Genomic DNA, 26,935 nt, shown 5'->3' on the forward strand with positions numbered 1-26,935 from the left:
ACTCTCCTTCGGAGTCAACCCTTTTTTTCAGGGATTTCATCCGGCGGCTCAGCTTCCCGAGCCTCCTGAACACCGCCTTTCGTAAGCCGTTGTGCCGTGTCAGTGGAGGCGCATTATAGGGAGTTCTTCCGGGCTGACAAGCGCTAATTTAAAAAAAATTCTCGTTCGCATTAATTTTCAGCAGATCGCTGTTAATCACGCCGATTTGGCGGGCAATTGAGCGAATTCCTGCGCAAAGCGCCCTACCTGATGCCAGTCGGTATACTCCACCTCTTTGGTCTTATCCGTTTCCCCGCCGGTCATGCGCATAATCAGCTGAATCATCACCCGGTCGAACCAGCGGTAGCGCGGATAACGCAGCGCGCCGGCGAACACGGCGCAGCAGTCAGGCTGCCAGGGCGACTGTTGTAAAAACTTGCGCGTATAGGCGTTAGTCTGCGGCGAGCGCTTCTCCGGCTTGCGCGCGGTCAGGTTCACGCAAAAGAAGCCGCTTACGCGCATCTGCAGCTCGCGCAGATGCCTCTTGACGAATTTTGCCACTGCCGGATGGAAATTGCCGTAGCGGATCGAGGCGCCGATCAGCACGCGATCGTATTGCGCCCAGTCAACCGTGTCGGCATGCAGAATATTGAGGACGTCGCACGCCTGCCGCGCTTTCATCTCATTGGCAATATAAGAGGCGATTTCGCGCGCTTGCCCGTCGCGGCTGGAAAAGAGAATTAACGCTTTCATCGTGACTTCCTGTTTTGCTTATTCACGCCAGAAGGTCGGCGTAAAGAGGACTAATAAGGTAAAGACTTCAAGACGCCCGAACAGCATGGTCGAGATCAGGATCCATTTCGCCACGTCATTCATCGACGTAAAGTTATCCGCTACTACCCCCAGGCCAGGCCCCAGGTTGTTCAAGGTTGCCGCAACCGCCGCAAAGGCAGAGAAGTCATCGACGCCGGTGGCGATAATCGCCAGCATGCTGACCAGAAACACCAGCGCATAGGCCGAGAAGAATCCCCACACCGCTTCCAGAATACGCTCCGGCAGCGCGCGGTTGCCAAGCTTAATGGTATAGACCGCGTTAGGGTGCACCAGACGCTTCAGCTCGCGCGAGCCCTGCTTGCACAGCAGCAAAATGCGGATCACCTTCAGGCCGCCGCCGGTCGATCCCGCCATGCCGCCGATAAAAGCGGAGCAGAGCAGCAGCACAGGCAGGAACAGCGGCCAGCGCGCAATGCTGTCGGTGGTGAATCCCGCCGTGGTCGCCATCGACACCACCTGGAAGAAAGCCTGATTAAGCGTTTGCCAGCCGCTGGCGTAAACGTTATGAAACCAGAGCACCAGCGTGCAGATGACCACCAGCGTCAGCTGCACGCCGATAAAGGTGCGAAATTCCGGGTCGCGCCAGTAGACGCGCAGGTTGCGATTGCTGAGCAGCGAAAAGTGCAGGCCGTAGTTACAGCCGGAGATCAGCAGAAAGACGGCGATAATGGTATTGATGGTGCCGCTGTTGAAATAGCCGATGCTGGCGTCGTGCGTTGAAAAGCCGCCGATGGCGATGGTGGAGAAGCTGTGCCCTATCGCATCGAACAGCGGCATGCCCGCCAGCCAGAGCGCTACCGCGCAGGCGACCGTCAGCAACACATAGATCAGCCACAACGTTTTAGCGGTTTCCGCAATTCGTGGGCGCATCTTATTGTCTTTTAGCGGCCCCGGCATTTCCGCGCGGTAGAGCTGCATGCCGCCCACTCCCAGAATGGGGAGGATCGCCACCGCCAGCACGATGATCCCCATCCCGCCGAGCCATTGCAGCATCTGCCGGTAAAAGAGAATGGCTTTCGGCATGCTGTCGAGCCCCACCAGCGTGGTCGCGCCGGTGGTGGTCAGGCCGGAAAAGGATTCAAAGAACGCGTCGGTCACGGAGAGATGCGGCTGCTCGGCGAAGATAAAAGGCATCGCCCCCACGCTGCCGAGCACCGTCCAGAACAGCACGACGATCAGGAAGCCTTCGCGCGGCTTCAGCTCGGTACGCTGTTTGCGGTTCGGCCACCACAGCAGCGAGCCGATCGCCAGCGCCATCAAAAAGGTCTGGCTAAACGCGCGTCCGGCGCCGTCGCGATAAATTAAAGCCACCAGTCCCGGCACAATCATGGTGACGGAAAAGAGGATCACCAGCAGACCGACAATGCGAGTAATGGCGCGAAAATGCATTCAGCCGTTCCTTAGAAAAGAGTTGTCAGGGTGTTAACGGGTCGAGGCTCAGCGCGCCCCGGCTAAAGTCAGAAAGCGTTTGTTTGAACGCCTCGATGTGCGCATAGGGCAGCGCCAGCGTCAGCGCGATGCGGTCAAGGTAGACAATCTCATCGATGCGGCCGTCGAACCTGTCCAACAGACGTTCGATATCGCCGAGCTGCGCATAGTCGCACTTTAGCGCATAACGTTTCATCGGCACTTTGCGCGTGCGCGCCAGCTGCCGGAGCCCTTGCTGTACGCCGCCGCCGTAGGCTTTTACCAGCCCGCCGGTGCCGAGCATGATGCCGCCGTAGTAACGCACTACCACTGCGGTGATCTCGCCGATATCCGCGCCCATCAGCTGCGCCAGCATCGGTTTGCCCGCCGTGCCGGAGGGTTCGCCGTCATCGGAGAAGCCCAACTGCTGCGAATCGTGCGGCGCGCCCGCGACCCAGGCCCAGCAGTGGTGACGCGCGTCGGGATGCTCGCTTTTCACCTGCTGAACAAAGGCGCGCGCCGCCTCTACGCCGTCGGTGTGGGCCAGCAGCGTAATAAAGCGGCTTTTCTTAATCGTCTCCTCGCTGATGCTGACGGCATCAGCGGGAATATCGTAAGCATCCATCAGGCAAGGTGCAGATCGCGCGTCATGTTCTCAATGCGGTTGGCATGCACCACCACGTTGTCTTCAATGCGGATGCCGCCGTAAGGCTTCAGCGCGTCAATCGCCTGCCAGTTAAGATACTGGCTGAACGGACCTTCACGCAGCGGCGCCAGCAGCGACTCGATGATATAGAAGCCTGGCTCGATGGTCAGCACCATGCCCGGTTCCAGCACGCGCGTGCAGCGCAGATAAGGATACTGGGCCGGCGCCGCGAGATGAGTGCCTGCCTCATCCTGCATAAAGCCCGCGACGTCATGAACCTGCAATCCGAGCGGATGGCCCAGTCCGTGCGGCATAAAGGGCCCGGTGATGTTTTCCGTCACCAGCGCCTCTTCGCTTATGCCTTGCGCCAGGTCAAACTTCAGCAGCAGCTTCGCGATGCGCTGATGCATCTGCAGATGATAGTCGGTGTAGCGCACGCCCGCTTTCAGCGTGCCGATCAGCGCCAGCTCTTCGCTGTTCATCGCCGCGACCAGGCTGGCGTAAAGCGAATCCTTCTGTGCTGCGTAGCTGCGCGTTAAATCGGCGGCGTAGCCAAGGTATTCCGCTCCCGCGTCGATAAGGAAGCTGTGACGCTTCGCCGGCGGCTGGTGATCAAGCCGGGTGTAGTGCAGCACGGCGGCATGTTCGTTAAGGGCGACGATATTGCCGTAGGGCACGTCGATATCGCGATGGCCGGTCGCCGTCAGGTAAGCCTGATTGATATCGAACTCGCTGAGGCCGGAGAAAAAGGCCTCTTTCGCGGCGCGGTGGCCGGCGACGGCCAGCTTTTGCGCCTCGCGCATGCAGGCCAGTTCGTAATCGGTTTTGATGCTGCGGTGGTAGTGAAGAAAATCGATCACCGCTTTCGGGTTGGTATTGTCGGCGCTGATGCCGAGCTGCGCGGCGCGCTGCACCACCGGCCCGATATAGGCGACATTGTCGCGCTGCGCCGGCAGCAGCTGCCCAATCTCATCGGCGCTTTTCAGCCCGACCACGTCGACGGCTTCGGTCCAGAAGCTGTTCGGCAGCGGCTCGACGTTATGCCAGTAATCAACCGGCGAGTAGAACCAGAGTTTCGGCTTACTGACGCCGTCGATCCAGAGCCAGCAATTCGGCACCTGCGTAACCGGCACCCAGGCTTTGAACTGAGGATTCACCTTAAAGGGATAGTCATGATCGTCGAGAAAAACCGTTAGCAGTTCGCCGGAATGAATCAACATCGCATCCAGTTTATTGCGCGCCAGCACCTGCTGCGCCCGCTGTTGCAGCGTGGCGATATGCGTCTGATACAGCGTTTTCAGTGAATCCATTGCTCGCTCTCCCGTGTCGCGAAAATCGCCGCAGTGTAGCACAGCCGCTGCCTGAACGCCGCGTTCCCGACGCTGTGATCCTGTTAGCAAATAAGCAAACTTTGGTTTGCAAAAAATTAACACGAATCCCACACTCCTGATCATCTGGTATGACCAGATCCCCTTTCGCGATCAGGAGACGCACATGCTCTACCAAGGCGATACCCTTTCCCTGCGCTGGCTCGAAGACGGCGTCGCTGAGCTGCAGTTCGACGCCCCCGGCTCAGTCAATAAGCTCGACACCCGCACCGTCGCCAGCCTTGGCGAAGCGATTGGCGTGCTGGAGCAGCAAACCTCGCTGCGCGGCGTACTGCTAAGCTCGGCTAAGCCCGCCTTTATCGTCGGCGCCGATATTACCGAATTTCTCTCGCTGTTCGACGCGCCGACCGAAAAGCTCAGCCAGTGGCTCGCCTTCGCCAACAGCATTTTTAACCGGCTGGAAGATCTGCCGGTGCCGACCATCGCCGCCGTAGACGGCTACGCGCTGGGCGGCGGGTGCGAATGCATCCTGGCGACCGATCTGCGCGTCGCCACGCCTGGCGCGCGCATCGGTCTGCCGGAAACGCGGCTGGGCATTATGCCGGGCTTCGGCGGCAGCGTACGCCTGCCGCGTCTGCTGGGCGCCGACGCCGCGCTGGAGATTATCGCCGCCGGAAAAGATGTCGACGGCGCCAGCGCGCTTAAGCTCGGGCTGGTCGATGCGGTGGTCAGCAGCGATAAGCTGCGCGCCGCCGCGCTCGCCATGCTGAAGGAAGCTATCGCGCAGGGCGACTGGCAGGCGCGCCGCGCGCCGAAGCTGGCGCCGCTGCGCCTCAGCCCGATTGAAGCCGCCATGAGCTTTACCGTGGCGAAAAACGTCGTGCTGCAAACCGCAGGCAAACACTATCCCGCACCGCTCGCTGCGGTCAAAACCATCGAGGCCGCCGCCGCGCTGGGGCGCGACGATGCGCTGAAGCTGGAAACCGCCGCCTTCGTGCCGCTGGCGCAGAGCGATGAAGCGCGGGCGCTGGTCGGCATTTTCCTTAACGATCAGTATGTCAAAGGGCTGGCGAAAAAGTACGCCAGCGCCAGCAGCGCGCCGGAACAGGCGGCGGTGCTGGGCGCGGGCATTATGGGCGGCGGCATCAGCTATCAGTCGGCGTGGAAAGGCGTGCCGGTGAAGATGAAGGATATTCAGCAGCAGGCGCTGACGCTGGGCATGAACGAGGCCAGCAAGCTGCTGAATAAACAGCTGGAGCGCGGCAAGATCGACGGCGGCAAGCTGGCCAGCACCATCGCCATGATCCAGCCTACGCTCGACTATGCCGGTTTCGAGCGCGCCGATATCGTGGTCGAAGCGGTGGTCGAAAATCCGCAGGTCAAAGCGAAAGTGCTGGCGGAAACCGAACAGCATCTGCGTGCGGATGCGGTACTCGCCTCTAATACCTCGACGATTCCCATCAGCCAGCTGGCTCAGGCGCTGCAGCGTCCGGAAAATTTCTGCGGCATGCACTTTTTCAACCCGGTGCCGCGTATGCCGCTGGTAGAGGTGGTGCGCGGCGAGAAGAGCAGCGACGCCACCATCGGCAAAGTGGTGGCCTGGGCGAGCAAAATGGGCAAGACGCCGATCGTCGTCAATGACTGTCCCGGCTTCTTCGTCAACCGCGTGCTCTTTCCCTACTTCGCCGCCTTCGGCCTGCTGCTGCGCGACGGCGCGGACTTCCGCCAGATCGATAAAGTGATGGAGAAGCAGTTCGGCTGGCCGATGGGGCCGGCGTGGCTGCTGGACGTGGTCGGCATCGATACCGCGCATCACGCGCAGCGCGTTATGGCGGAAGGATTTCCGACGCGCATGCAGAAAGATTACCGCGACGCTATCGACGTCCTGTTCGATGCGGAACGCTATGGCCAGAAAAACGGCAAAGGCTTTTACCGCTGGGAGACGGATCGCAAAGGCAAAGCGAAAAAAGCGATCGATCCCGAGGTGGACGCGCTGCTTAACCCTGTTTGCGCCGCTACGCGCGTCTTCAGCGACGAAGAGATCCTCAATCGCATGATGATTCCGATGCTGAATGAAGTGGTGCGCTGCCTGGAGGAGAAGATCGTGGCCTCGCCGGCCGAAGCCGATATGGCGCTGGTCTACGGCCTCGGCTTTCCGCCATTCCGCGGCGGCGCGCTGCGCTATCTCGACACGCTCGGCAACGGCAACGTAGTGGATCAGGCCAGACGCTACGGCGATCTTGGCGCGCTCTACCAGCTGCCTGACCTGCTGCTGCAGAAGGCGCATCAGCGCGAAAGCTGGTATCCGGCGGTTCAACCTATCGACGAAGCGGCGCTGCAAAGCGCCTGAGGACAGAAGATGGAAAATGTGGTGATTATTGACGCGGTCCGCACGCCGATGGGCCGCTCTAAAGGCGGCGCCTTTCGTCAGGTGCGCGCGGAAGATCTCTCTGCGCATCTGATGCGCGAGCTGTTAAGCCGCCATCCGGCGCTAAATCCCGCCACGCTGGACGACATAGTGTGGGGCTGCGTGCAGCAGACGCTGGAGCAGGGCTTTAATATCGCGCGCAACGCCGCGCTGCTGGCGGAAATTCCCCATCGCGTGCCGGCAACCACCGTCAATCGCCTGTGCGGATCGTCGATGCAGGCGCTGCACGATGCAGCGCGCGCCATTATGGTCGGCGACGCGCACGCCTGCCTGGTCGGCGGCGTCGAACATATGGGTCACGTGCCGATGAGCCACGGCGTCGATTTTCATCCCGGACTGGGCCGCACGGTAGCGAAAGCGGCGGGCATGATGGGTCTGACCGCCGAGATGCTGGCGCATATGCACCATATCGGCCGCGAACAGCAGGACGCCTTTGCGCTGCGCTCGCATCAGCGCGCCTGGGCCGCGACGCAGCGCGGCGATTTTCGCCGGGAGATCGTGCCGACCTACGGTCACGACGCCGACGGCGTGCTGAAGCGCTACGATTTTGACGAGGTGATCCGCGAGGAGACCAGTCTCGAAGGGCTGGCGGCGCTGAAGCCGGCGTTCGATCCGGTGAACGGCACGGTCACGGCGGGCAGCTCTTCGGCGCTCTCCGACGGCGCCGCCGCGCTGCTGGTCATGAGCGAAAGCCGCGCGCGCGAACTGGGGCTGACGCCGCGCGCGCGCGTCAGAAGCATGGCGGTCATCGGCTGCGATCCGTCGATTATGGGCTATGGTCCGGTGCCTGCCAGCAAGCTGGCGCTGAAGCGCGCCGGATTAAGCGTGGAGGATATCGACATATTCGAGCTGAACGAAGCGTTCGCCGCGCAAACCCTGCCCTGTATTAAAGATCTCGGCTTGCTGGATCGGCTGGACGATAAGGTGAACCTGAACGGCGGCGCAATTGCGCTCGGTCATCCGCTTGGCTGCTCCGGCGCGCGCATCAGCGCCACGCTGCTGAACATTATGGAACGACGCGATGCCCAGTTCGGCCTGGCCAGCATGTGCATCGGCTTAGGCCAGGGCATCGCAACCGTATTTGAGCGTCTGTAATACGTTGGATCACGTTGGAAGTCAGTTCCCGCCCGTCAGAGGCGGGTTTTTTCTGCCTGACGCCTAAATAAAGGCGAACGCGTCACCGAACATCTGCGCCTCTTTTGCGCCGCGCTCGGCGCAGAAGCGGTCACGAGCGATCTTCGCCATCTCAAAGCGGCCAGCGATATAGATATCATGCTCCGCCAGCGTGGCGAAATCCTGCATCACCGCCGTCAGCACCGTGCCGGAACGTCCCTGCCAGCCCTCTTCCGGCTGTTCGACCACCGGCACCACGCGCAGATTAGGGTGCTTCACCGCCAGCGCATTGAGCTCGTCAAGATCGTAGAGGTGCTGCAGTTCGCGGCCGCCCCAGTAAATAGCGATTTCGCGATCCGGCTGCTGCGCCAGCGCGGTCAGCAGGATAGAGCGCGCATAGGAGAAGCCGGTACCGCCAGCGATCAGGACGATCGGACGGGTGCTCTCTTCCCGCAGCCAGGCGTCGCCGTGCGGAATATCCACGGTGATCTGCCGGTCGTCACGGATGCGATCCATGACCGCCATGGCGTAGAGATTGAGATCGGAGGCGCCGATATGCAGCTCGATAATCTCTTTTTCCATCGGTGTCGAGGCGAGCGAGAACGGACGCTTGTCGCGCTCGTCCATCACCACCATCAAATACTGCCCGGCGCGAAAGGCAAAATCCGCTTCGGGTATCAGGCGGACGCGATATACGGTATCGGTAATCGCTTCAACTGAAGTTACTTTACAGCTTAAAATCGTCATGCGTTCCCTCTGTCGGGTCGTCATTAGGGTTGTGCGCGCCGTCAGCGCTGCGGCGGCTGAGTAAAGATGCCTAAGTCATCCCAGATCGCGTCGATGCGCGCCGTTACGGCGGGATCTTTCACAATCGGTCGTCCCCACTCGCGCTGGGTCTCGCCCGGCCATTTATTGGTGGCGTCCAGGCCCATCTTGGAACCCAGGCCGGAAACCGGCGAGGCGAAGTCCAGATAGTCGATAGGCGTGTTTTCCACCAGCACCGTGTCGCGTGCCGGATCCATACGGGTGGTAATGGCCCAGATCACATCGTTCCAGTCGCGTGCGTTAACATCATCGTCACACACAATAACAAATTTGGTGTACATGAACTGCCGCAGGAATGACCAGACGCCGAACATCACGCGCTTTGCGTGTCCTGCGTACTGTTTTTTCATCGTCACCACCGCCAGGCGATAAGAGCAGCCTTCCGGCGGCAGATAGAAATCCACAATCTCCGGGAACTGCTTAATCAGGATCGGCACCAGCACTTCGTTCAGGGCGACGCCCAGCACCGCCGGCTCATCGGGCGGACGGCCGGTATAGGTGGAGTGATAGATAGCGTTCTGCCGTTGCGTAACGTGCGTGACGGTGAAAACCGGGAAGTTATCCACTTCATTGTAGTAGCCCGTATGATCGCCATAGGGCCCTTCCGGCGCCATATCGCCCGGCTCGATGTAACCTTCCAGCACGATCTCCGCGCTGGCGGGCACTTCCAGGTCGTTGGAGAGGCACTTCACCACTTCCGTTTTATTGCCGCGCAGCAAACCGGCGAAGGCGTACTCTGACAGCGTATCCGGCACCGGCGTTACCGCGCCGAGAATGGTGGCGGGATCGGCGCCGAGGGCAACGGAAACCGGGAAGCGTTCGCCAGGATGGGTCTGGCACCACTCCTGATAGTCGAGCGCGCCGCCACGATGGGAGAGCCAGCGCATAATCAGCCGGTTTTTACCAATCACCTGCTGGCGATAGATGCCCAGATTCTGCCGCTCTTTGTGCGGCCCGCGCGTAACGGTCAGCCCCCAGGTAATCAGCGGCGCGGCGTCGTCAGGCCAGCACTTCATCACCGGAATGCGCGACAGGTCGACCTCATCGCCGCTGAACACCACCTCCTGGCAGGGCGCGTTGCGCAGCCGTTTGGTCGGCATGTTCAGCACCTGTTTGAACTGCGGCATCTTGTCGAACAGATCGCGAAAGCCTTTCGGCGGTTCCGGCTCTTTCAGAAACGCCAGTAGCTTGCCGACTTCACGCAGCGCGCTGACCTCTTCCTGACCCATGCCCATCGCCACGCGTTTCGGCGTGCCGAACAGGTTGCACAGCACCGGCATGTCGTAGCCTTTAGGATTTTCAAACAGTAGCGCCGGTCCGCCGGCGCGCAGCGTGCGGTCGGCAATTTCCGTCATTTCCAGCTCAGGATCGATAGAGTGGCTAATGCGCTTTAACTCGCCGCGCTGTTCCAGCAGCGTGAGGAAGTCTCGTAAATCGTGATATTTCATGCGGCCTTCGCTTCCAGCCAAAGTGAATCGGCCATTATAGGGCCGATTCTTAAGGCGTGTTGGATTTTATGCAGCAACCTCAGTCGCAGCGAAAGGGAACCAGCGCCTGCAGCGCCGTGGCGTCGCGGCAGGCCTGAATCGGCTGATTATGGCGGAAAACTTTAAAATCCTCGCCGCGCACGCTGAAGTAAGAGAGCTGATTTTCATGCACATGCAGAAAACTGCCTTCGCGCAGCGCAATCACCGACTCTTCAGGATTGACGGCGCAAAACTCGGCAAGGCGTTCGTCGCGGGTTTCGCCCATATGTCCGCTGGCGTGCGCGTCAAGATAGTGCGGATTGATCTGAACCGGAAACAGCCCTAGCGCAGGCAACACCACGCTGCTGCGCACCGGCATATCGTTGGTGGTGCGAATCGAGGGCGTCGCTACGTTGCAGCCCGCGCTCCATCCGACGTAAGGCACCGCCCGTTCGCGCACGGCGCGCTGGATCGCCACAATCAGACCGTTCTCGTGCAGCATCTGATTCAGCAGCCAGGTATTGCCGCCGCTGACCAGAATCAGCTCCGCCTGCTCAATGGCCGCCACCGGCGTCGCGAAATCCTGTACGCAGCGCACGGTAACGCCCAGCGACGCGCTCAGCTCGGCGGCGCGCTGTTGATGGTCGCCGCGAATAATGGCGTAAGGCACCAGCACCGCCGAACGGATGCCGCGCTGGGCGATCATCGCATGCAGCTGCGGCTGCGCGTAGCCAAGCAGCGGCGCATCGTCGGTCAGCTTGCCGTTGCTTAATAAAAACAGTTCCATCAGCAGATCCTTTTCGCACATGTTATGAGCCACGAGTCTGAACCAGCGCACCGCCGCTCGTCAATTTTCCCGCTTGCGTCAGGCAGTTTGCGGAAACCTCGGCCACTTTGTCCGCTTCGACATCTTTCCACGCTGCGATGCGCTATAACTCTGGCAGCAGGTTTGCTATTCTTAGCGTCCATTCAATGGGAGCATTTATGGAATCCTGGTACTTACTCTATTGCAAACGTGGACAGCTGTTGCGCGCGAAAGAGCATCTTGAGCGGCAGGAGGTGCATTGCCTCAGCCCGATGATCGCTCTGGAAAAAGTGGTGCGCGGCAAACGGACCACCGTGAGTGAGCCCCTGTTTCCTAACTACCTCTTTATCGAATTTGATCCGGAAGCGATTCATACCACGACCATCAGCAGCACGCGCGGCGTCAGCCACTTCGTGCGCTTCGGCACGCTGCCTGCGACGGTGCCTTCCGCCGTTATCGAAGCGCTGCAAACCGACGTGCCGCAAACGCTGATCGATCCGGAAACGCCGCAGGTCGGTGATGAGGTCATCATCACCGAAGGAACCTTTGAAGGCCTGCGCGCCATCTTCGCCGAACCCGATGGCGAAACGCGCTCTATGCTGCTGCTTAACCTGCTGAATAAACAGGTGATGCGCAGCGTAGACAACAAGCAGTTCCGCAAGCTTTAAGGCAGTCGGAACAGCGCGCGCGCGTTACGATCCACCTGCTCCGCCAGCGCCTCCTGCTCCTCTCCACGCCACTTCGCCACCTGCTGCACGATATGCGGCAAAAAACAGGGTTCGTTGCGGCGCGACGTCGGCCGCGGATGCATATCGCGCGGCAGCAGATAAGGCGCGTCCGTCTCCAGCAGCAGCCGCTCTGCCGGGATCAGCGGCAGCATCTCACGCAGCGCCATACCGCGACGCTCATCGCAGACCCAACCGGTAATCCCCACCGACAGCCCCATCGCCAGACAGGCTTCCAGCTCGTCGCGCGTGCCGGTAAAGCAGTGCACTACCGCGCCCGGCAGCTTCGGCAGCCAGGGCGCCAGCACCGCCGCAAAGCGGTCGTGCGCTTCGCGACAGTGAAGGAAGACCGGCATATTTAGCTCGGCGGCCAGCGCCAGCTGCGCGTCGAAGGCGTACTCCTGCTGCTCGTGCGCGGCAAGGTTGCGGTTGAAATCGAGGCCGCATTCGCCAATCGCCACCACCTGCGGCCGCTCTGCCAGGCGCCGCAGCGTATTGGCCGTCTCATTCGACCATTCGCTGGCGTGATGCGGATGCACGCCCGCCGTCGACCAGCAGAAGTCGGGCTGACGCTCGGCCAGCCGCTGCGCCTGCTGGCTCTCCAGCGCATTGGTCCCGGTGATTAACATGCCGGTGACGCCCGCTTCGCGCGCACGCTTTACCACCTTGTCGCGGTCGGCGGCGAACTGCGTGCTGGTCAGGTTTACACCGATATCAAACATAATCTTTCCCATCGCTTATTAAACAAAAACCGCCCAGATGGGCGGTTCGGTAACAGGGTCTACCCGCCAGGCGCGGGAAACATACTGATAACGGGTCAGGAATCGGTATGCTGTTCCTCTTCCTGCGCCCGCCGTCCCTTCCCGACGTAGTAACGAGAAAAGAATACGCCGACTTCAAACAGGCAGTACATCGGAATAGCGAGCAAAGTTTGCGAGAAAACGTCCGGCGGTGTGAGCAGCATCCCAACAACGAACGCGCCGACCAGAATATAGGGGCGTTTCTTTTTCAGATCTTCCGGCGTAGTGATGCCGGTCCAGCAGAGCAGCACGATCGCCACCGGCACCTCGAACGCCACGCCGAACGCCATAAACAGCGTCATAACGAAGTCGAGGTAGTTGGTGATATCGGTCGCGATGGTCACGCCCTGCGGCGCGGTTTTGGCGAAGAAGCCGAACGCCAGCGGAAAGACGATAAAGTAAGCGAAGGCGACGCCGACGTAAAACAGCAGGGTGCTGGAGAACAGCAGCGGCATCACCAGCCTGCGTTCATGCCGGTAGAGCGCCGGCGCGACGAAAGCCCATACCTGATAGAGGATCACCGGCACCGCGAGAAAAACCGACACGATGATGGTGAGCTTAATCGGCGTAAAAAACGGCGAGGCGACGTCGGTGGCGATCATGCTGGCGCCGGCCGGCATCTGGCTGATCAGCGGCGAAGCGACCATATGATAGATGTCGTTGGCGAAATAGATCAGCGCCATGAAAATCGCAAACACCGCGACAATGCAGTACAGCAGACGCTTACGCAGCTCAATCAAGTGGCTGATAAGCGGTTGGGTATCTTCAACGGCCATGGTTATCGTTCATCACTTGCAGAAGAGGTTGTTGCCGGACTGCGCGGCGCGGCCGGCGCAGGATTAACAACCGCCGCTTGCGGGTTCGCATCGGTTTTAGCGGTTTCAGCGGCCTCTGCCGCCGCTTCCGGCGCCTGCGCCGGCGCGCTGGCCTGCGTGTGGGCCGTTGCCGGCGTCACAGATTCCGCCGCGCGCTGCTGCGGCGCATGAATGGTATTGGCTTCGTCCTCGGCTTTTTCGATGTCAATGCTCTGCTGAACCGAACGCTTCATCGAATCGGCGGTCTTGCGCAGCTCTTCCATTGACTCTTTCAGCTCCGGCGACAGGGTGCCGCGGCTCGCCTCTTCCACCTTTTTCAGGCTGTCCTGCAGCTCCTGCAGTTTCAGCTCCTGCGCCAGCTCATGCTGCACGTTGGCGGCCAGCGAGCGCATCGCCCGAATCCAGCCCACTACGGTTTTTACCGCAACCGGCAGTCGCTGCGGGCCGAGAACAATCAGCCCGATCACGAACACCAGTACCAGTTCACTAAAACCAATGTCGAACACGGTTTACACCTGCTTGTCGTTTTTGACGTCTTCTTTGTTAGCCGAAGTTTGCTGTTTATCCGCCAGCGTTTTGGCATTGAAATCAGCGTCCTGCTGGTTTGGATGATCCTTTTTCTCATCCTCATCGCTCATGGCTTTTTTAAAGCCCTTGATAGAGGAACCGATATCGGAACCCAGGTTTTTTAACTTATTAGTGCCAAACAGGAGTACAACGATGACGGCAATAATTAATAATTGCCAGATACTGATACCGCCCATGAGATAGTGCCTCTGATGTTGCGAGAAATTGAGAAGAGTAATGTCAGCCAAAAGCCCTGATGACGCCGGGCTTAAGGCTGCGACATTACCGCGATTCAGGCGTGGCTGACAATTAGTTTGTCTTACGCCAGCCGATTAGCCAGGTGACGAAACCCGCCGCCATTAACAGGGCCGGAAAGAAATCCCAGTCCGGGCGGCTCAGCAATACCGCAGTGCCGCTGAGCAGCAGGGTCGCGCCGACGCCGAACAGATAGCGCGCTTTATGATGCTGCGTCCGCTGGGCGTGCATATCCTTAGTCAGCTTATCGACGCTGTGCTGCAAAAGTTTATGATGCCGCATGCTTTCATAAAACAGCTCCGGCAGCTCCGGCAGCTTCTCCGCCCAGAAGGGCGCTTTTTCTTTCACCGCGCGCAGGATAGCCGGCAGGCCGATCTGATCTTTGATCCACTCTTCCAGGAACGGCTTAGCGGTTTTCCACAGATCGAGCTGCGGATAGAGCTGACGGCCGATGCCTTCGACGTAGAGCAGCGTTTTTTGCAGCAGCACCAGCTGCGGCTGCACTTCCATATTAAAGCGGCGCGCGGTGCTGAACAGGTTAAGCAGCACATGGCCGAAAGAGATCTCCGCCAGCGGCTTCTCGAAGATAGGTTCGCAAACGGTACGGATAGCGAACTCGAAATCTTCGACGTTAGTATCGGGCGGCACCCAGCCTGAATCGACGTGCAGCTCCGCCACTTTGCGGTAGTCGCGGTTGAAGAAGGCGATAAAGTTTTCCGCCAGATAGCGCTTATCCTCTTTGTTCAGCGAGCCGACGATGCCGCAGTCGATACCGATATATTGCGGATCTTCCGGATGGTCGTAGCTGACGAAGATATTGCCGGGATGCATATCGGCATGAAAGAAGCTGTCGCGGAACACCTGCGTAAAGAAGACCTGCACGCCGCGCTCGGCCAGCAGCTTCATGTTGACGCCGTGCTGCTCCAGCGTGACCACGTCGGAGATGGGAATGCCGTAAATGCGCTCCATCACCAGCATGGTTTCGCTGCAGTAGTCCGAATAGACTTCCGGCACGTAGAGCATGGGGCTATCTTCGAAGTTACGGCGCAGCTGAATGGCGTTGGCCGCTTCGCGCAGCAGGTTCAGCTCGTCGATCAGGGTCTTCTCGTAGTCGCGCACCACTTCCATGGGACGCAGACGACGTCCGTCCGGCAGCAGACGCGGCACCCAGCGCGCCAGGCGATAGATAAGCTTCATATCCGCGCGGATCACCGGCAGAATGTCAGGGCGAATCACCTTGATCACCACCTTCTTGCCGGTGGATTTCAGGGTGGCGGTATGCACCTGCGCGATCGACGCCGACGCCAGCGGTTTGATATCGAAATCATCGAACCAGGTTTCTACCGGGCCGCCGATCGATTTTTCAATCTGCTCTTTAGCCTTTACGCCGTCGAAGGGCGCAACGCGATCCTGCAGGATGGCGAGCTGGTCGGCGATCACGGGCGGAAAAAGGTCGCGACGCGTAGAGAGCATCTGGCCAAACTTAATCCAGACCGGACCGAGCTGCTCCATCGCCAGGCGCATACGCACGCCGATCTCTTCGTCTTTATGGCGGTTAGGCAGCCAGAAAATCGTGCGGCGCCAGAGGCGCAGCGGAATGGTAAGGCGCATGCGGGGGATCAGTTCATCAAGACCGTAAGTCAAAAAGATCCTGATGATGAAATATAAACGGCGAATCTCTCCAAACGTCATTTCGCCTCCAGCTGCGCTAAACGCGCCGTGAGCGCATCAAGCGAACGTTCCATCGCGTCTACCTCCTCAGAAAACCACGCCAGTTCCAGCGCGCCCGGCGCGACGCGCCACTCTTCGGTTAATGCCTGCCCCAGATAATCCTGACGGCGCGCGACCTCGCCGCGTAGCAGCCGCAGGCCGCGCTGCGCCGCCTGGCTAATGCCCTGCGCGGCGATATCGCCGATCCAGGGCGCGAGATATTCGGCCGGGTCCAGCTCCGCCAGATCGATCAGCGCGGAAAAGCGCTGCACCACCTGCAGATCGCCTTCGACCTGCAGCTCGCCGCTGCGGATCAGGCTGGTCAGCTGCTGGCGATCGCGCAGCTTCGGCAGGGTTTTCAACTGCGTAATCACGGTGCAGTCGCTGTTGTCCTGCCAGTCGCTCAGCACGTCGAGCTGCTGTTCGCTGAAGACCAGCACCAGCGGATGGGAAAGCTCCTCGAGACGCAGCGTCAGCACCTGTCCCACCAGTCGCTGGCGCGCGGCTTTCAGGCTGCGATCGCGATAGAGCATGCGGTTTAGCGCGGTCTCAAGACCGGCGGTAATCAAGGGCGTCAAGCGCATCACCATATCCGGTTAAAACTTAAATCCACGATGCAGCGCGACGATGCCGCCGGTCATGTTGTAATAAGTGGTGTTCTCGAATCCGGCGTCGTTCATCATCGCCTTCAGGGTCTCCTGATCGGGATGCATGCGGATTGACTCCGCCAGATAGCGGTAGCTTTCGGCGTCCTGCGCCACCAGCTGACCGACGCGCGGCAGAATATGGAACGAATAGGCGTCGTACGCTTTGCTGAGGGGATCGAGCACCGGTTTGGAGAACTCCAGCACCAGCAGACGTCCGCCCGGCTTAAGCACGCGGAACATCGACGCCAGCGCCTTCTCTTTGTCGGTCACGTTGCGCAGGCCGAAAGAGATGGTGATGCAGTCGAAATAGTTATCCGGGAAGGGCAGCGCTTCGGCGTTGGCCTGCACGTAACTGACGTTGCCGACTACGCCGAGATTGCGCAGTTTGTCGCGGCCCATTTTCAGCATTGAGCTGTTAATGTCTGCCAGCACCACCTGACCGGTATCGCCGACCAGACGGGAAAACTTCGCCGTCAAATCGCCGGTGCCGCCCGCCAGATCCAGCACGCGCTGTCCGCGACGCACGCCGCTGCTGTCGATGGTAAAACGCTTCCAGATGCGATGGATGCCAAAGGACATCAGATCGTTCATCAGGTCATATTTCGCCGCTACGGAGTGAAACACGTCCGCGACTTTGTCAGCTTTTTCGCTTTTGGCGACCGTCTGAAAGCCAAAATGGGTAGTTTCCTGCTGTGATTCATCTGCCATCGGTTTTACCTGTTCCACAAACAATACTTCCCGAAGTGTATCAGAGTCAGGGTAGTCAGGCACGCGACGACCCGCTTATTCATGGAGCCGCCTCACGCGCGCCTCCAGGGTTTCGGCGACGTCGTCAGGCGTCTCCTCTTCGTCCCATGCCTTTTCCGGCATCGCCTGCTCGACTAACTGCGGATTGATTGAGCGTTTAACTTCAACGCCCAGGGATTTAAACGCCTCGCTCTGCGCGATCAGGTTGCCGCGTCCTTCCGCCAGCTTTTTCATCGCCTCGCGGTAGCTGTTGTGCGCCTTATCCAGATTATGGCCGATGCCGCTCATATCATCGACGAACAGCCGCATCTTGTCATAGAGGCGCGCCGCGCGGTCGGCGATGCGCTGCGCATTGCGGCTCTGATGCTCGTAGCGCCACAGGTTGTTAATGGTGCGCAGCGCCACCAGCAGCGTCGTCGGGCTCACCAGCATGATGTTCTGCTGCAGCGCCTCGCTGATCAACTCCGGCTGTCGGTCGATCGCCAGCAGAAAGGCCGGCTCGACCGGAATGAACATCAACACATAATCGAGCGAGCGTAAACCGGCCAGTTGTTGATAATCTTTACGGCCCAGCAGGCGAATATGGCTGCGCACCGCGGCGACATGTTCCTGAAGCGCCTGCTCGCGCGTCACTTCATCTTCCGCGTTGAAGTAGCGCTCGTAGGCCACCAGCGTCATCTTGGCGTCGACCACCACATCTTTGCCCTGCGGCAGACGCACGATCACATCCGGTTGCATTCTGCCCTGCTGCTCCGACTGCAAACTGACCTGCGTCTGATACTCATGGCCTTCGCGCAGGCCTGACGCCTCCAGTACGCGGCTCAGCACCACTTCGCCCCAGTTGCCCTGAATCTTGTTGTCGCCTTTCAGCGCTTTGGTGAGGTTGATCGCCTCCTGCGCCATCTGCGCATTCAGCTGCTGCAGCTGGCGGATCTCGTGCGCCAGCGTGTGACGCTCGCGCGCCTCCTGGCCGAAGCTGTCATGCACCTGGCGGCGAAAACCGTCCAGCTGCTCGCGCAGCGGAGCGATCAGGCTGTTCAGGCTCTGGCGGTTCTGCTCGTCGACGCGGCGGCCGCTGTTTTCGAAGATGCGGTTGGCGAGATTTTCGAACTGCGCGCTGAGGCGCTGCTCGCTACTGGTGAGCAGACGCTGCTTCTCTTCGGCGGCGAAGCGCGTCTCTTCAAGGCGGATGGTCACCTCGCGCAGCTCGGCCTCCTGCGCGCTGTTGACCTCTAGCTGGTTGCGCAGCTCGCGGTTGAGCTGTTCGCATTCGCCGCGCCAGTAATCGAGCTGTTGCAGCCGCTCCTGCGCGCCGCTCAGCGCGCCATGCAGCTGGCGCAGCTCCTGTTCGCGCTGCTGCAGCTGTTGCTGGAGCTGTTCAAGCTGCTGCTGCTGACGCTGATGCGCCTCCTGCTGCAAACGGCGCTCGGTGGCAAAGCTGGCGGCCTGATGGCCAGCGCGCAGCTGCGCCAGCATCCAGCCGATGCCCAGTCCGGCGAGCGCCAGACAGGCGCTGATAATAATCTGCTGATCCATGATTCCCTCGAGACGCGCATTGCTCGGGAAAAGGTAAAGTCGGCCTGTATGAATGTCCAGACTAATTTAGGGCGGTTTTCACCCCGGAGCAGGCGCTACAGCGCTTTGACCTGTAGCTCGCCCGCTTTCCACGCGTCGGTGAGAAAAAACGGCATCGGCATCAGCCATTCATCCCCTTTTACCCGCGCCGGATAAACAAAGACGTTGCCGCCCCAGGTAAGCTCCACGGACTGCGTCTCTCCCTCTTTCACCGTCGCTTTGCCCGCCATGCTGGCAAAGCCGGCGTTGCTGCCGACGTGGAAGTTCTCCATGCGCCAGCGCACCGGCGCGTGCGGCGGCCAGGGCTGCGCCTGATGAAAATGGAAAATCTCATCGTGGCTCAGCAGGCTTTCGCGCACCGTCGGCCACAGCGCGGCCTTCAGGAAATATTGATCGGTAAAGCGCGCGTTGCCGCTGTAGCGGGCGATAAAGTCGCGCATCGCCTGCGCCATGTTGCTGAAGACGCCGTTGCAGCCGCCCCACATGCCCGCCAGCAGCAGCTCGGTATGGGAAAAGTAGTCGCGCATATGGTGGAACCAGTATGGCGAGGCGAGCCAGGCGTCGACCGCCGCCGCTTCGCGCTCCGACAGCAGCGAGTCGGCGTCGCGGATAATAAAGCGTTTGACGCCGGGATCGTCCATCACCAGAAAACGCCACAGCGTCGGGTAGATCGCCTTTTCCTGCGACATATCGATCAGCTCGACGTGCGGCTGGTTGAGACGCTGCCACACGTGCTGCGGCACGCTTTGATCCAGATAAATGCGGCAGCGCCAGCCGGGATAGAGTTGCTGCGCCACCTCGACGTTTTTAATCAGGGTTTCGCAGTAGCGCGGCTGACCGCCGTAGAGGCTGAAGGCGATCGCGTTCTGTTCGGGTTTCGTCAGATCGATCGGTTCCGGCCGCGCCGCCGGAAAGGAGTAACGCTGACCCTGACGAAAACGCGCGTCTGCGCCGTTCAGCGCTTCCAGGCCATATTTCGCCAGCTCCTCTCGCTTGCCCATCCAGCCGCACAGCTCCGCCAGTCCATCCAGCCAGGTTTCCGAAGCGGTCGCGCGCACGGCGGGCGGCGCCTGATAGATTTTCTGATAGACGCGGTAAGATTTGCTGTAGTGGCCGAGCCGCAGCAGACAGAGCGCGTAGTCGCTCAGCACCTGCATCTGATTTGGCATGATGCGCAGCACCTCTTCGCAGCAGCTGGCGGCGGCGGCGTAATCCTGCTGTGACATATGCTGGCGAAAGCGCGCGGCGGCGTTTTCAAGGCGCGCCTGCATGGCGGCGGGAGAGGCGGTTAAGGCGGATTTCTGTCGTGGCGGCGTGTGGCGCATCGGGCGATCCTCGCTTTTGCTGTAAAGAGCAGAGGCAGCGCGCAGAGGCGCTGCCTGAAAGCGTTATAACAAACGGCGCGCCGCTTCGACCACAATTTTTACCGCATCGCTCTCGGTCTGCTTCATGGCGGCCGCATCCGGGATCTCTTTCTGGGTACGGTTGACGATGACGCCCGCTACCATGCCCGCACGCAGCCCCTGGCTGGCGCACATCGTCAGCAGCGTGGCAGACTCCATCTCATAGTTAAGCACGCCCATCTGCTGCCACTCCTTCATCGAGCCCTGAAAGCGGCTGACCACGCGGCCGGAGAAGGTGTCGTAACGCTCCTGGCCTGGATAGAAGGTGTCGGACGACGCGGTAACGCCGATATGGGTAGTCGCGCCGCTCGCCTCCGCCGCCGCAACCAGCGCAGTGGTGCAGGCGAAATCTGCTACGGCGGGAAATTCCAGCGGCGCGAAGTGCTGGCTGGCGCCGTCGAGGCGCACCGCGCCAGTGGTAACCAGCACGTCGCCGACGTTAATGTGCGGCTGAATAGCGCCGGTGGTGCCGACGCGCAGAAAGGTGCGCACGCCAAGCTGCGCCAGCTCTTCTACCGCGATAGAGGTCGACGGGCCGCCGATGCCGGTGGAGCAGACCACCACTGGCTTGCCGTCCAGCTTCGCCAGCCAGGAGGTGAATTCCCGGTGCGACGCCAGCGGCTGGGCGTCCGCCATCAGTCCGGCAATTTTCTTTACGCGCTCCGGATCGCCGGGAACGATAGCCAGGGTCGCGCCCTGCAGATCGGCTTTGGTGAGGCCAAGGTGGAAAACGTCAGACATAGCAAACTCCTGAACAGGGAAGTGAAGCGCGCCACTCTACGTCAGCGCAGCGCAAATTTGTGTGATAACAGTCACTATCAAAAATGAATGTTACATTTTGCATTGATGACAATGCGATCTAAGTCACATAACTAAGCCATTCAGAACGCCATTGCTACAAGCTGTGTGCGTCGGGCTTCGCAGCAATGTTAAAGAGAAGAGTGTCTTGCTTGCTCCCTACTCTGTTCCCGGTCTCTGGTCCAGACGTCATCTGGCCAGGCTATAGTTACGTGATTGCGCTACTGCCAGCACGGAGAAAAAAATGAAAACCGAAGACAATATGGCACAAAAATCATCGACGGGCGGCTTTGCACCTGCAGTACAGCCGACCGCCTCAACCACGATTCATACCGACAGCCAGGATATTCAGGCAGGCGAAACCTCGGTGCCGAGCCAGGGTGAAAATATGCCCGCTTACTACGCCAGACCGAAAGAGGCGAACGGTCCGCTGCCGGTGGTGCTGGTGGTGCAGGAGATCTTTGGCGTGCACGAGCATATTCGCGATATCTGCCGTCGGCTGGCGCTGGAGGGCTATCTGGCCGTTGCGCCGGAGCTCTATTTCCGCGAAGGCGACCCGAACGATTACCACGATATCCCTACCCTGTTCAGCGAGCTGGTCAGCAAAGTGCCGGACAGTCAGGTGCTTTCCGATCTCGACCACGCAGCCAACTGGGCCGGCCGCAACGGCGGCGATATTCGCCGCATGGGCATTACCGGCTTCTGCTGGGGCGGCCGCATCAGCTGGCTTTACGCCGCGCACAATCCGCAGCTGCGCGCCGCCGTCGCCTGGTATGGTCGCCTCATCGGCGAGAAAACCATGAAGCAGCAGAAGCATCCGATCGATATCGCCGTGGATTTAGGCGCGCCGGTGCTGGGCCTCTACGGCGGCCAGGACGATGGCATTCCGCTGGAGAGCGTGGAGCAGATGCGTCAGGCGCTGCACGCCGCTAACGCCAAAGCGGAGATCGTTGTCTATCCCGACGCGGGCCACGCCTTCAACGCCGACTATCGTCCGAGCTATCACGCCGAATCGGCGCAGGATGGCTGGGCGCGTATGCTGACGTGGTTTAAGCAGTTCGGCGTCGTCTGATTACGCACGCAATAAAAAAGGGGCGCCGCAGCGCCCCATCTTCAACAGCAACAGACCCTAAACTCAGGCGTTTTCGCCGCGCAGTCTCTTCGCCGCCTCCACCATGTTCGCCAGCGCCTGACGGGTTTCCGTCCAGCCGCGCGTTTTCAGGCCGCAGTCCGGGTTGACCCACAGACGCGCTTCCGGGATGCGCTGCGCCGCTTTACGCAGCAGATTCTCTATCCACTCGACGCTCGGCACGTTCGGCGAGTGAATATCGTAAACGCCGGGGCCGATTTCGTTCGGATACTCAAATGCCTTAAAGGCTTCCAGCAGATCCATATCGGAACGCGAGGTTTCGATGGTGATGACGTCGGCATCCAGCGCTGCGATAGACGCCATGATGTCGTTGAATTCGCAATAACACATATGGGTGTGGATCTGGGTGTCGTCTTTCGCCACCGCGGCGTTAAGGCGGAAGGCGTCTACCGCCCACTTCAGGTAGGCAGCCCAGTCGGACTGGTGCAGCGGCAGGCCTTCGCGCAGCGCCGGCTCGTCAATCTGGATGATGCCGATGCCGGCCGCTTCGAGATCCGCGACCTCGTCGCGCAGCGCCAGCGCAATTTGCTTCGCGATGGTTTCGCGCGATACGTCTTCGCGCGGGAACGACCAGCAGAGAATGGTTACCGGGCCGGTCAGCATCCCTTTCACCGGCTTGCTGGTCAGCGACTGCGCATAGGTTGCCCACTCCACGGTAATCGGCCGAGGGCGGCTGACGTCGCCGATAATCACCGGCGGCTTGACGCAGCGCGAGCCGTAACTTTGCACCCAGCCGTTCTGGGTGAAGACGAAACCCTCCAGGTTTTCGCCGAAGTACTCCACCATATCGTTACGCTCCGCTTCGCCGTGCACCAGCACGTCGAGGCCCAGGCGCTCCTGTTCGGCGATCGCCTGTTTGATATGCTGCGCGATGCCGGTGCGGTAGCTGGCGCCGTCGATATTGCCTTTTTTAAAATCGAGGCGCAGGCCGCGGATCTCGGTGGTCTGCGGGAAGGAGCCGATGGTGGTGGTCGGCCAGGCCGGCAGATTAAAGCGGCTGCGCTGTGCGCGGGCGCGGACGGCGTAAGCGCTGGCGCGCTCGGTATCCTGCGCGGAGATCGCCGCCAGACGCCTGCCCACCGCCGCATTGTGGACGCGGCTGGAGTGGGCGCGATGGCGAACTGGCGCGCTCCAGGCGTCCAGCGAGGCCGCGTCATTATGGTTGAGCGCGTCGCTCAACAGCTTCAGCTCGCCGCATTTTTGCAGCGCGAAGGCGAACCAGCTTTTTACTTCGTCATCGAGGCGGGTCTCTGCGCGCAGATCGATCGGGCTATGCAGCAGCGAACAAGAGGTGCCGATCCACAGCAGGCGACGCTGGCCAACCAGCGGCTGTAGGCGTTCGAACCAGCGGCTCAGGTCGGCGCGCCATACGTTGCGGCCGTTGATAACGCCAAGCGACAGCAGCCACGTCGTCGGCAACTGCTGATGTAGCTGTGTGAGGTCGTCGCTGCCGTGCACCAGATCGACATGCAGCCCCTGCACCGGCAGCGCGCGAATAACCTCAAGGTTCTGGCCGATGCTGTCGAAATAGGTGGTCAGCAGCAGCTTCACGCTGCCCTGCAGCGCCTGGTAAGCGGGCCTGAATGCTTCGCGCCACGCCTGCGGCAGCTCCAGCGACAGCGCCGGCTCGTCAATCTGCACCCACTCGACGTCGCGTTTTTTCAGCTCGGCCAGCACCTGCTGGTAAACCGGCAGAAGCTCATTCAGCAGCGACAGGCGATCGAACGGCTCGCCTTTAACTTTACCCAGCCAGAGCCAGGTCACCGGGCCGAGCAGCACCGGCTTCACCCTGTGGCCCAGCGCCAGCGCCTCGTCCACCTCGTCCAGCAGCTGGGTCCAGGCAAGTTTGAACGCCTGCCCTTTTGTAAACTCCGGCACGATGTAGTGATAGTTGGTGTTAAACCATTTGGTCATCTCGGCGGCGGCGGCCGGTTCGCCAGTCGGCGCCCGACCGCGCGCAATGCGAAACAGCGTATCGAGGTCGATGGTTCCGTCTTGATTCTGATGGCGCGCCGGAACATTGCCCAGCATCAGGCTGGTGGTCAACACATGATCGTACCAGGCGAAATCGCCCACCGGCAGCAGATCTACGCCCGCCTCTTTCTGCTGCTGCCAGTGGCGGGCGCGCAGCTCGCGTCCGGCCGCCAGCAGCTCTTGCTGAGTCGCCTTGCCCGCCCAGTAGCTCTCCTGCGCTTTTTTCAGTTCGCGATGCAGGCCGACGCGGGGAAAGCCGAGGCTGTGATTCAGAATGGTCATATGCTGTTCTCCCGATAATTTCTCTTTGGCTTCGTCTGGCAGCCAAAGATGTTTAGCCGTCCAGATGTTTACACCGCTATATTCTGCGGGTAGTGTATGTTCCTCAAGCGCAAATTGTTCAATCTCCATGTGAAGGACGCTCATGATCGAACTTAAGCACCTGCGGACGCTTCAGGCTCTGCGTAATACCGGCTCGCTGGCCGCCGCCGCCGCGCAGCTTCATCAGACGCAATCCGCGTTGTCGCATCAGTTCAGCGATCTCGAGCAGCGGCTGGGATTCCGCCTGTTCGTGCGCAAAAGCCAGCCGCTGCGCTTCACGCCGCAGGGCGAAATTCTGCTGCAGCTGGCGGAGCAGGTGCTGCCGCAAATCCAGCAGGCGCTGCAGGCGTGCCACGAGCCTTATCAGGCGACGCTGCGCATCGCCATTGAGTGCCACAGCTGCATTCAGTGGCTGACGCCGGCGCTGGACAACTTTCGTCAAAGCTGGCCGCAGGTGGTGATGGATTTTAAATCGGGCGTGACCTTCGATCCGCAGCCTGCGCTGCAGCAGGGCGAACTGGACGTGGTGCTGACCTCCGATATCCTGCCGCGCAGCGGCCTGCACTACACGCCGATGTTCGACTTCGAAGTGCGCCTGGTGCTGGCGCCCGATCATCCGCTGGCGCAGGTCGAGCACATTACCCCCGAGGACCTGGCACAGGAGGTGTTAATGATCTATCCGGTGCAGCGCCAGCGGCTGGATATCTGGCGGCATTTTCTTCAGCCGGCAGGCGTCAGCCCGGCCCTGAAGAGCGTCGACAATACGCTGCTGCTGATTCAGATGGTGGCGGCGCGCATGGGCATCGCCGCGCTGCCGCACTGGGTAGTAGAGAGTTTCGAAAAGCAGGGATTAATCGTGACGAAAACCCTGGGCGAAGGGCTGTGGAGTCGCCTTTATGCCGCCGTACGCGACGGCGAGCAGCGTCAGCCGGTGCTGGAAGCCTTTACCCGCTTTGCGCGGCAGCACGCCTGCGAACATCTGCCGTTCGTGCGCGATGCGGCGCTTCCCGGCGCGATTTTGCAACGCTGAGCCGCAAATTCCCCTATAATGCGCAGCCTGTTAAACGACCACGAGAAAATCTCACCATGACCAATAACGATATTTTGCGCAGCGTGCGCTTTATGCTGAATTTAAGCGATGCCAAAGTGGTGGAGATTTTCGCACTGACCGACTGCGAAGTGGCGCTGAGCGACGTGCAGGCCTGGCTGAAAAAAGAGGACGACGCGGCGTTTAAACCGTTGCCGGACGTGCTGATGGGCTATTTTCTCAACGGCCTGATTTTCTTCCGTCGCGGCAAAAGCGAAGAGATGCCAGCGCCCTCGATTGAGCGCCGCATGAACAACAACATTTTTATGAAAAAACTGCGTATCGCCTTCGATCTGAAAACCACCGATATTCCGGCAGTGCTGGAAAAGGCGAACTTCTCGGTTTCTCAGGCGGAAATTGGCGCCATCTTCCGCAAGCCGGATCATAAAAACTACCGCGAATGCGGCGATCAGATTATGCGCAACTTTTTAAAGGGCCTGACCATGACGCTGCGCCCGACACAGCCGGCGAAAGCCGCTCCGACGCAGGCGGCGAAAAGCGCGCCGTCGCAGGCCACGAAAACCAGCCCGACGCAGACGGCAAAATCCGCCTCATCGAAGACGGCGAAACCTCGCCCGGCCCAGCCGCCAAAAGCCAAAAAATAGTTCCGTCACTTAGCGCGCGACGGCCGTCAGAGCGATCATCACCGCTCTGACGGATTATGCATTTCAGCGACTGCGTAATACCCAGCGCTTATGCACGTATAGCGAGGCGAAAATCACCAGCGCGCCAGCGATAAAACTGGGCCAGTGCGGCTTCTGCTGCCAGATCGCCAGATTCACCAGCAGCCCCGCCGGAACATGCATATTGTTCATAATGCCCAGCGTGCCCGCATCGACCTGGGTGGCGCCGTAGTTCCACATAAAGTAGCCCAGCCCCGACGCCGCCACGCCCAGCCAGACCAGAATGCCCCACTGCAGCGAGGTGGTCGGCAGTTTCGCCGGGTTGCCCCACAGGCACCAGGCGATAATCGCAATCAGCACCGCGCCGAGATAAAACCAGGAAAAGGCGGTGTGCTGCGGCATCGGCCGGGTTTCCTGCAGCCGTTTATAGCCCACCATGCCCACGGCAAAGCAGATATTCGCCAGCTGCACCAGCAGCAGCCCGAACCAGAAATGATCGCTGACCTTGTCGTAGCGAATAATCGCCGCGCCCGCCACCGCCAGCAGCGCGCTGAAGGCGTAGCCGATGCGCAGCGGACGCTTGCTGATCAGATCATAAATCAGGGTGACGTAGAGCGGCGTCATGACGGTAAACAGCAGGAACTCGGAAACGCTGAGGTAGAGATAGGCCTCGAAGCTAATCAGGTACATGATGCCGAGCTGCAGCATCCCCACCAGCATATAGAGCAGCAGCGTCGATGGACGATAGCCGCGCCAGCGTAAAAAAGGCAAAAACACCAGCGCCGCCAGCGCCAGGCGCATCAACACGGAGAACCAGGAATCCACCTGCCCCGCCAGATATTCTCCAATCAGGCTAAAGGAAAAAGCCCAAAGAATAGTGGTAACGATCAGTAACAGCACAGCTTCA

At 60.3% G+C, this 26,935-nt stretch carries 24 protein-coding genes and 1 pseudogene; 6 read left to right on the forward strand and 19 right to left on the reverse strand.

Annotated features, from left to right (window positions below; translation table 11 throughout):
• Window positions 1-195: 195 nt before the first annotated feature.
• From hemG to pepQ, 4 genes are read right to left on the reverse strand one after another with little or no spacing between them, the layout of a single operon-like run.
• The gene (gene hemG / locus B3229_RS14845; protein ID WP_286871969.1) at window positions 196-732 is read right to left on the reverse strand and encodes a menaquinone-dependent protoporphyrinogen IX dehydrogenase; all 537 of its coding nucleotides are present in this window, start codon (window positions 730-732) and stop codon (window positions 196-198) included.
• A gap of 18 nt (window positions 733-750) precedes the next feature.
• On the reverse strand, window positions 751-2,202 hold the full coding sequence (gene trkH, locus B3229_RS14850; protein WP_033754677.1) for a Trk system potassium transporter TrkH: 1,452 nt from the start codon (window positions 2,200-2,202) through the stop codon (window positions 751-753).
• A 25-nt stretch (window positions 2,203-2,227) separates the two neighbouring features.
• A complete protein-coding gene (locus B3229_RS14855) occupies window positions 2,228-2,845 on the reverse strand; it encodes an IMPACT family protein (RefSeq protein ID WP_286871972.1) in 618 nt (205 codons plus the stop codon).
• Window positions 2,845-4,176, reverse strand: a complete 1,332-nt coding sequence (gene pepQ, locus B3229_RS14860; RefSeq protein ID WP_286871974.1) for a Xaa-Pro dipeptidase — start codon at window positions 4,174-4,176, stop codon at window positions 2,845-2,847. Before pepQ ends, B3229_RS14855 begins: the two co-directional genes overlap by 1 nt.
• Window positions 4,177-4,360: 184 nt before the next feature.
• On the opposite strand from pepQ, the gene fadB reads away from it, so the two are divergent.
• Together fadB and fadA are read left to right on the forward strand one after the other, a co-directional pair.
• Window positions 4,361-6,544, forward strand: a complete 2,184-nt coding sequence (fadB, locus tag B3229_RS14865) for a fatty acid oxidation complex subunit alpha FadB (RefSeq protein ID WP_286871976.1) — start codon at window positions 4,361-4,363, stop codon at window positions 6,542-6,544.
• Window positions 6,545-6,553: 9 nt separating this feature from the next.
• Window positions 6,554-7,717: an acetyl-CoA C-acyltransferase FadA gene (gene fadA, locus B3229_RS14870; RefSeq protein WP_048786990.1), complete on the forward strand. Its 1,164-nt coding sequence runs from the start codon at window positions 6,554-6,556 to the stop codon at window positions 7,715-7,717.
• A gap of 63 nt (window positions 7,718-7,780) precedes the next feature.
• Here the strand turns inward: fadA and fre are convergent, their stop codons facing one another.
• The 3 genes from fre to pepE form a co-directional block, all read right to left on the reverse strand.
• A complete protein-coding gene (fre, locus tag B3229_RS14875) occupies window positions 7,781-8,482 on the reverse strand; it encodes an NAD(P)H-flavin reductase (RefSeq protein ID WP_048786989.1) in 702 nt (233 codons plus the stop codon).
• A gap of 41 nt (window positions 8,483-8,523) precedes the next feature.
• Entirely contained in the window at window positions 8,524-10,008 is a 1,485-nt protein-coding gene (gene ubiD, locus B3229_RS14880; RefSeq protein WP_033754664.1) for a 4-hydroxy-3-polyprenylbenzoate decarboxylase, read from the reverse strand.
• A 79-nt stretch (window positions 10,009-10,087) separates the two neighbouring features.
• A complete protein-coding gene (pepE, locus tag B3229_RS14885) occupies window positions 10,088-10,813 on the reverse strand; it encodes a dipeptidase PepE (RefSeq protein ID WP_286871981.1) in 726 nt (241 codons plus the stop codon).
• Between the two features lie 197 nt (window positions 10,814-11,010).
• Here pepE and rfaH point away from each other — a divergent pair, with 197 nt between their 5' ends.
• Window positions 11,011-11,499, forward strand: a complete 489-nt coding sequence (gene rfaH, locus B3229_RS14890; RefSeq protein ID WP_033754660.1) for a transcription/translation regulatory transformer protein RfaH — start codon at window positions 11,011-11,013, stop codon at window positions 11,497-11,499.
• On the opposite strand, the gene tatD is transcribed toward rfaH, so the two are convergent.
• From tatD to udp, 10 genes are all read right to left on the reverse strand, one after another.
• Entirely contained in the window at window positions 11,496-12,278 is a 783-nt protein-coding gene (tatD, locus tag B3229_RS14895; protein ID WP_096072398.1) for a 3'-5' ssDNA/RNA exonuclease TatD, read from the reverse strand. The genes rfaH and tatD overlap by 4 nt on opposite strands.
• Before the next feature lie 95 nt (window positions 12,279-12,373).
• Window positions 12,374-13,132, reverse strand: coding sequence for a Sec-independent protein translocase subunit TatC (tatC, locus tag B3229_RS14900; RefSeq protein ID WP_033754655.1), 759 nt, complete (start codon window positions 13,130-13,132; stop codon window positions 12,374-12,376).
• A 2-nt stretch (window positions 13,133-13,134) separates the two neighbouring features.
• The gene (gene tatB, locus B3229_RS14905) at window positions 13,135-13,677 is read right to left on the reverse strand and encodes a Sec-independent protein translocase protein TatB (protein ID WP_048786987.1); all 543 of its coding nucleotides are present in this window, start codon (window positions 13,675-13,677) and stop codon (window positions 13,135-13,137) included.
• A 3-nt stretch (window positions 13,678-13,680) separates the two neighbouring features.
• Entirely contained in the window at window positions 13,681-13,935 is a 255-nt protein-coding gene (tatA, locus tag B3229_RS14910) for a Sec-independent protein translocase subunit TatA (protein ID WP_033754649.1), read from the reverse strand.
• 112 nt (window positions 13,936-14,047) lie between these two features.
• Window positions 14,048-15,685: a ubiquinone biosynthesis regulatory protein kinase UbiB gene (gene ubiB / locus B3229_RS14915; protein WP_048786986.1), complete on the reverse strand. Its 1,638-nt coding sequence runs from the start codon at window positions 15,683-15,685 to the stop codon at window positions 14,048-14,050.
• On the reverse strand, window positions 15,682-16,287 hold the full coding sequence (gene ubiJ, locus B3229_RS14920) for a ubiquinone biosynthesis protein UbiJ (protein WP_286871991.1): 606 nt from the start codon (window positions 16,285-16,287) through the stop codon (window positions 15,682-15,684). The genes ubiB and ubiJ overlap by 4 nt, the downstream gene beginning before the upstream one ends.
• 12 nt (window positions 16,288-16,299) lie before the next feature.
• Entirely contained in the window at window positions 16,300-17,058 is a 759-nt protein-coding gene (ubiE, locus tag B3229_RS14925) for a bifunctional demethylmenaquinone methyltransferase/2-methoxy-6-polyprenyl-1,4-benzoquinol methylase UbiE (RefSeq protein ID WP_033754641.1), read from the reverse strand.
• Window positions 17,059-17,133: 75 nt separating this feature from the next.
• Complete coding sequence (gene rmuC, locus B3229_RS14930; RefSeq protein WP_286871994.1) at window positions 17,134-18,633, reverse strand: DNA recombination protein RmuC; 1,500 nt, start codon at window positions 18,631-18,633, stop codon at window positions 17,134-17,136.
• Window positions 18,634-18,728: 95 nt separating this feature from the next.
• Window positions 18,729-19,997, reverse strand: a complete 1,269-nt coding sequence (locus B3229_RS14935; RefSeq protein WP_286871996.1) for a tetratricopeptide repeat protein — start codon at window positions 19,995-19,997, stop codon at window positions 18,729-18,731.
• 63 nt (window positions 19,998-20,060) lie between these two features.
• Complete coding sequence (gene udp / locus B3229_RS14940) at window positions 20,061-20,816, reverse strand: uridine phosphorylase (RefSeq protein ID WP_033754632.1); 756 nt, start codon at window positions 20,814-20,816, stop codon at window positions 20,061-20,063.
• Window positions 20,817-21,117: 301 nt separating this feature from the next.
• Here udp and B3229_RS14945 point away from each other — a divergent pair, with 301 nt between their 5' ends.
• Window positions 21,118-21,945 (forward strand): dienelactone hydrolase family protein, encoded by an 828-nt coding sequence (locus B3229_RS14945; protein ID WP_286871999.1) that lies wholly within the window; start codon window positions 21,118-21,120, stop codon window positions 21,943-21,945.
• A 63-nt stretch (window positions 21,946-22,008) separates the two neighbouring features.
• Here B3229_RS14945 and metE read toward each other — a convergent pair whose 3' ends face one another.
• Complete coding sequence (gene metE / locus B3229_RS14950) at window positions 22,009-24,279, reverse strand: 5-methyltetrahydropteroyltriglutamate--homocysteine S-methyltransferase (RefSeq protein ID WP_286872001.1); 2,271 nt, start codon at window positions 24,277-24,279, stop codon at window positions 22,009-22,011.
• A 142-nt stretch (window positions 24,280-24,421) separates the two neighbouring features.
• Here metE and metR point away from each other — a divergent pair, with 142 nt between their 5' ends.
• On the forward strand, window positions 24,422-25,348 hold the full coding sequence (metR, locus tag B3229_RS14955; protein ID WP_048782037.1) for an HTH-type transcriptional regulator MetR: 927 nt from the start codon (window positions 24,422-24,424) through the stop codon (window positions 25,346-25,348).
• 56 nt (window positions 25,349-25,404) lie between these two features.
• Window positions 25,405-25,869 (forward strand): annotated as a pseudogene (locus tag B3229_RS14960) (DUF1456 family protein); the annotation flags it as partial.
• A 204-nt stretch (window positions 25,870-26,073) separates the two neighbouring features.
• Here B3229_RS14960 and B3229_RS14965 read toward each other — a convergent pair.
• Window positions 26,074-26,928, reverse strand: a complete 855-nt coding sequence (locus tag B3229_RS14965) for a carboxylate/amino acid/amine transporter (protein ID WP_286872005.1) — start codon at window positions 26,926-26,928, stop codon at window positions 26,074-26,076.
• Window positions 26,929-26,935: the final 7 nt, after the last annotated feature.

Source organism: Pantoea sp. UBA5035, assembly GCF_002415245.1.
Taxonomy (GTDB): domain Bacteria; phylum Pseudomonadota; class Gammaproteobacteria; order Enterobacterales; family Enterobacteriaceae; genus Pantoea; species Pantoea septica.

Bases quoted from the DNA above. Each gene is read 5' to 3' on its own strand.
- fadA (WP_048786990.1), top strand. From the start codon at position 6,554: ATGGAAAATGTGGTGATTATTGACGCGGTCCGCACGCCGATGGGCCGC.
- B3229_RS14935 (WP_286871996.1), bottom strand. From the start codon at position 19,997: ATGCGCCACACGCCGCCACGACAGAAATCCGCCTTAACCGCCTCTCCC.
- fadB (WP_286871976.1), top strand. From the start codon at position 4,361: ATGCTCTACCAAGGCGATACCCTTTCCCTGCGCTGGCTCGAAGACGGC.
- ubiD (WP_033754664.1), bottom strand. From the start codon at position 10,008: ATGAAATATCACGATTTACGAGACTTCCTCACGCTGCTGGAACAGCGC.
- metR (WP_048782037.1), top strand. From the start codon at position 24,422: ATGATCGAACTTAAGCACCTGCGGACGCTTCAGGCTCTGCGTAATACC.
- udp (WP_033754632.1), bottom strand. From the start codon at position 20,816: ATGTCTGACGTTTTCCACCTTGGCCTCACCAAAGCCGATCTGCAGGGC.
- hemG (WP_286871969.1), bottom strand. From the start codon at position 732: ATGAAAGCGTTAATTCTCTTTTCCAGCCGCGACGGGCAAGCGCGCGAA.
- rfaH (WP_033754660.1), top strand. From the start codon at position 11,011: ATGGAATCCTGGTACTTACTCTATTGCAAACGTGGACAGCTGTTGCGC.
- ubiB (WP_048786986.1), bottom strand. From the start codon at position 15,685: ATGACGTTTGGAGAGATTCGCCGTTTATATTTCATCATCAGGATCTTT.
- trkH (WP_033754677.1), bottom strand. From the start codon at position 2,202: ATGCATTTTCGCGCCATTACTCGCATTGTCGGTCTGCTGGTGATCCTC.
- metE (WP_286872001.1), bottom strand. From the start codon at position 24,279: ATGACCATTCTGAATCACAGCCTCGGCTTTCCCCGCGTCGGCCTGCAT.
- tatC (WP_033754655.1), bottom strand. From the start codon at position 13,132: ATGGCCGTTGAAGATACCCAACCGCTTATCAGCCACTTGATTGAGCTG.
- tatD (WP_096072398.1), bottom strand. From the start codon at position 12,278: ATGTTTGATATCGGTGTAAACCTGACCAGCACGCAGTTCGCCGCCGAC.
- tatA (WP_033754649.1), bottom strand. From the start codon at position 13,935: ATGGGCGGTATCAGTATCTGGCAATTATTAATTATTGCCGTCATCGTT.
- B3229_RS14855 (WP_286871972.1), bottom strand. From the start codon at position 2,845: ATGGATGCTTACGATATTCCCGCTGATGCCGTCAGCATCAGCGAGGAG.
- fre (WP_048786989.1), bottom strand. From the start codon at position 8,482: ATGACGATTTTAAGCTGTAAAGTAACTTCAGTTGAAGCGATTACCGAT.
- pepE (WP_286871981.1), bottom strand. From the start codon at position 10,813: ATGGAACTGTTTTTATTAAGCAACGGCAAGCTGACCGACGATGCGCCG.
- pepQ (WP_286871974.1), bottom strand. From the start codon at position 4,176: ATGGATTCACTGAAAACGCTGTATCAGACGCATATCGCCACGCTGCAA.
- ubiJ (WP_286871991.1), bottom strand. From the start codon at position 16,287: ATGCGCTTGACGCCCTTGATTACCGCCGGTCTTGAGACCGCGCTAAAC.
- rmuC (WP_286871994.1), bottom strand. From the start codon at position 18,633: ATGGATCAGCAGATTATTATCAGCGCCTGTCTGGCGCTCGCCGGACTG.
- ubiE (WP_033754641.1), bottom strand. From the start codon at position 17,058: ATGGCAGATGAATCACAGCAGGAAACTACCCATTTTGGCTTTCAGACG.
- B3229_RS14945 (WP_286871999.1), top strand. From the start codon at position 21,118: ATGAAAACCGAAGACAATATGGCACAAAAATCATCGACGGGCGGCTTT.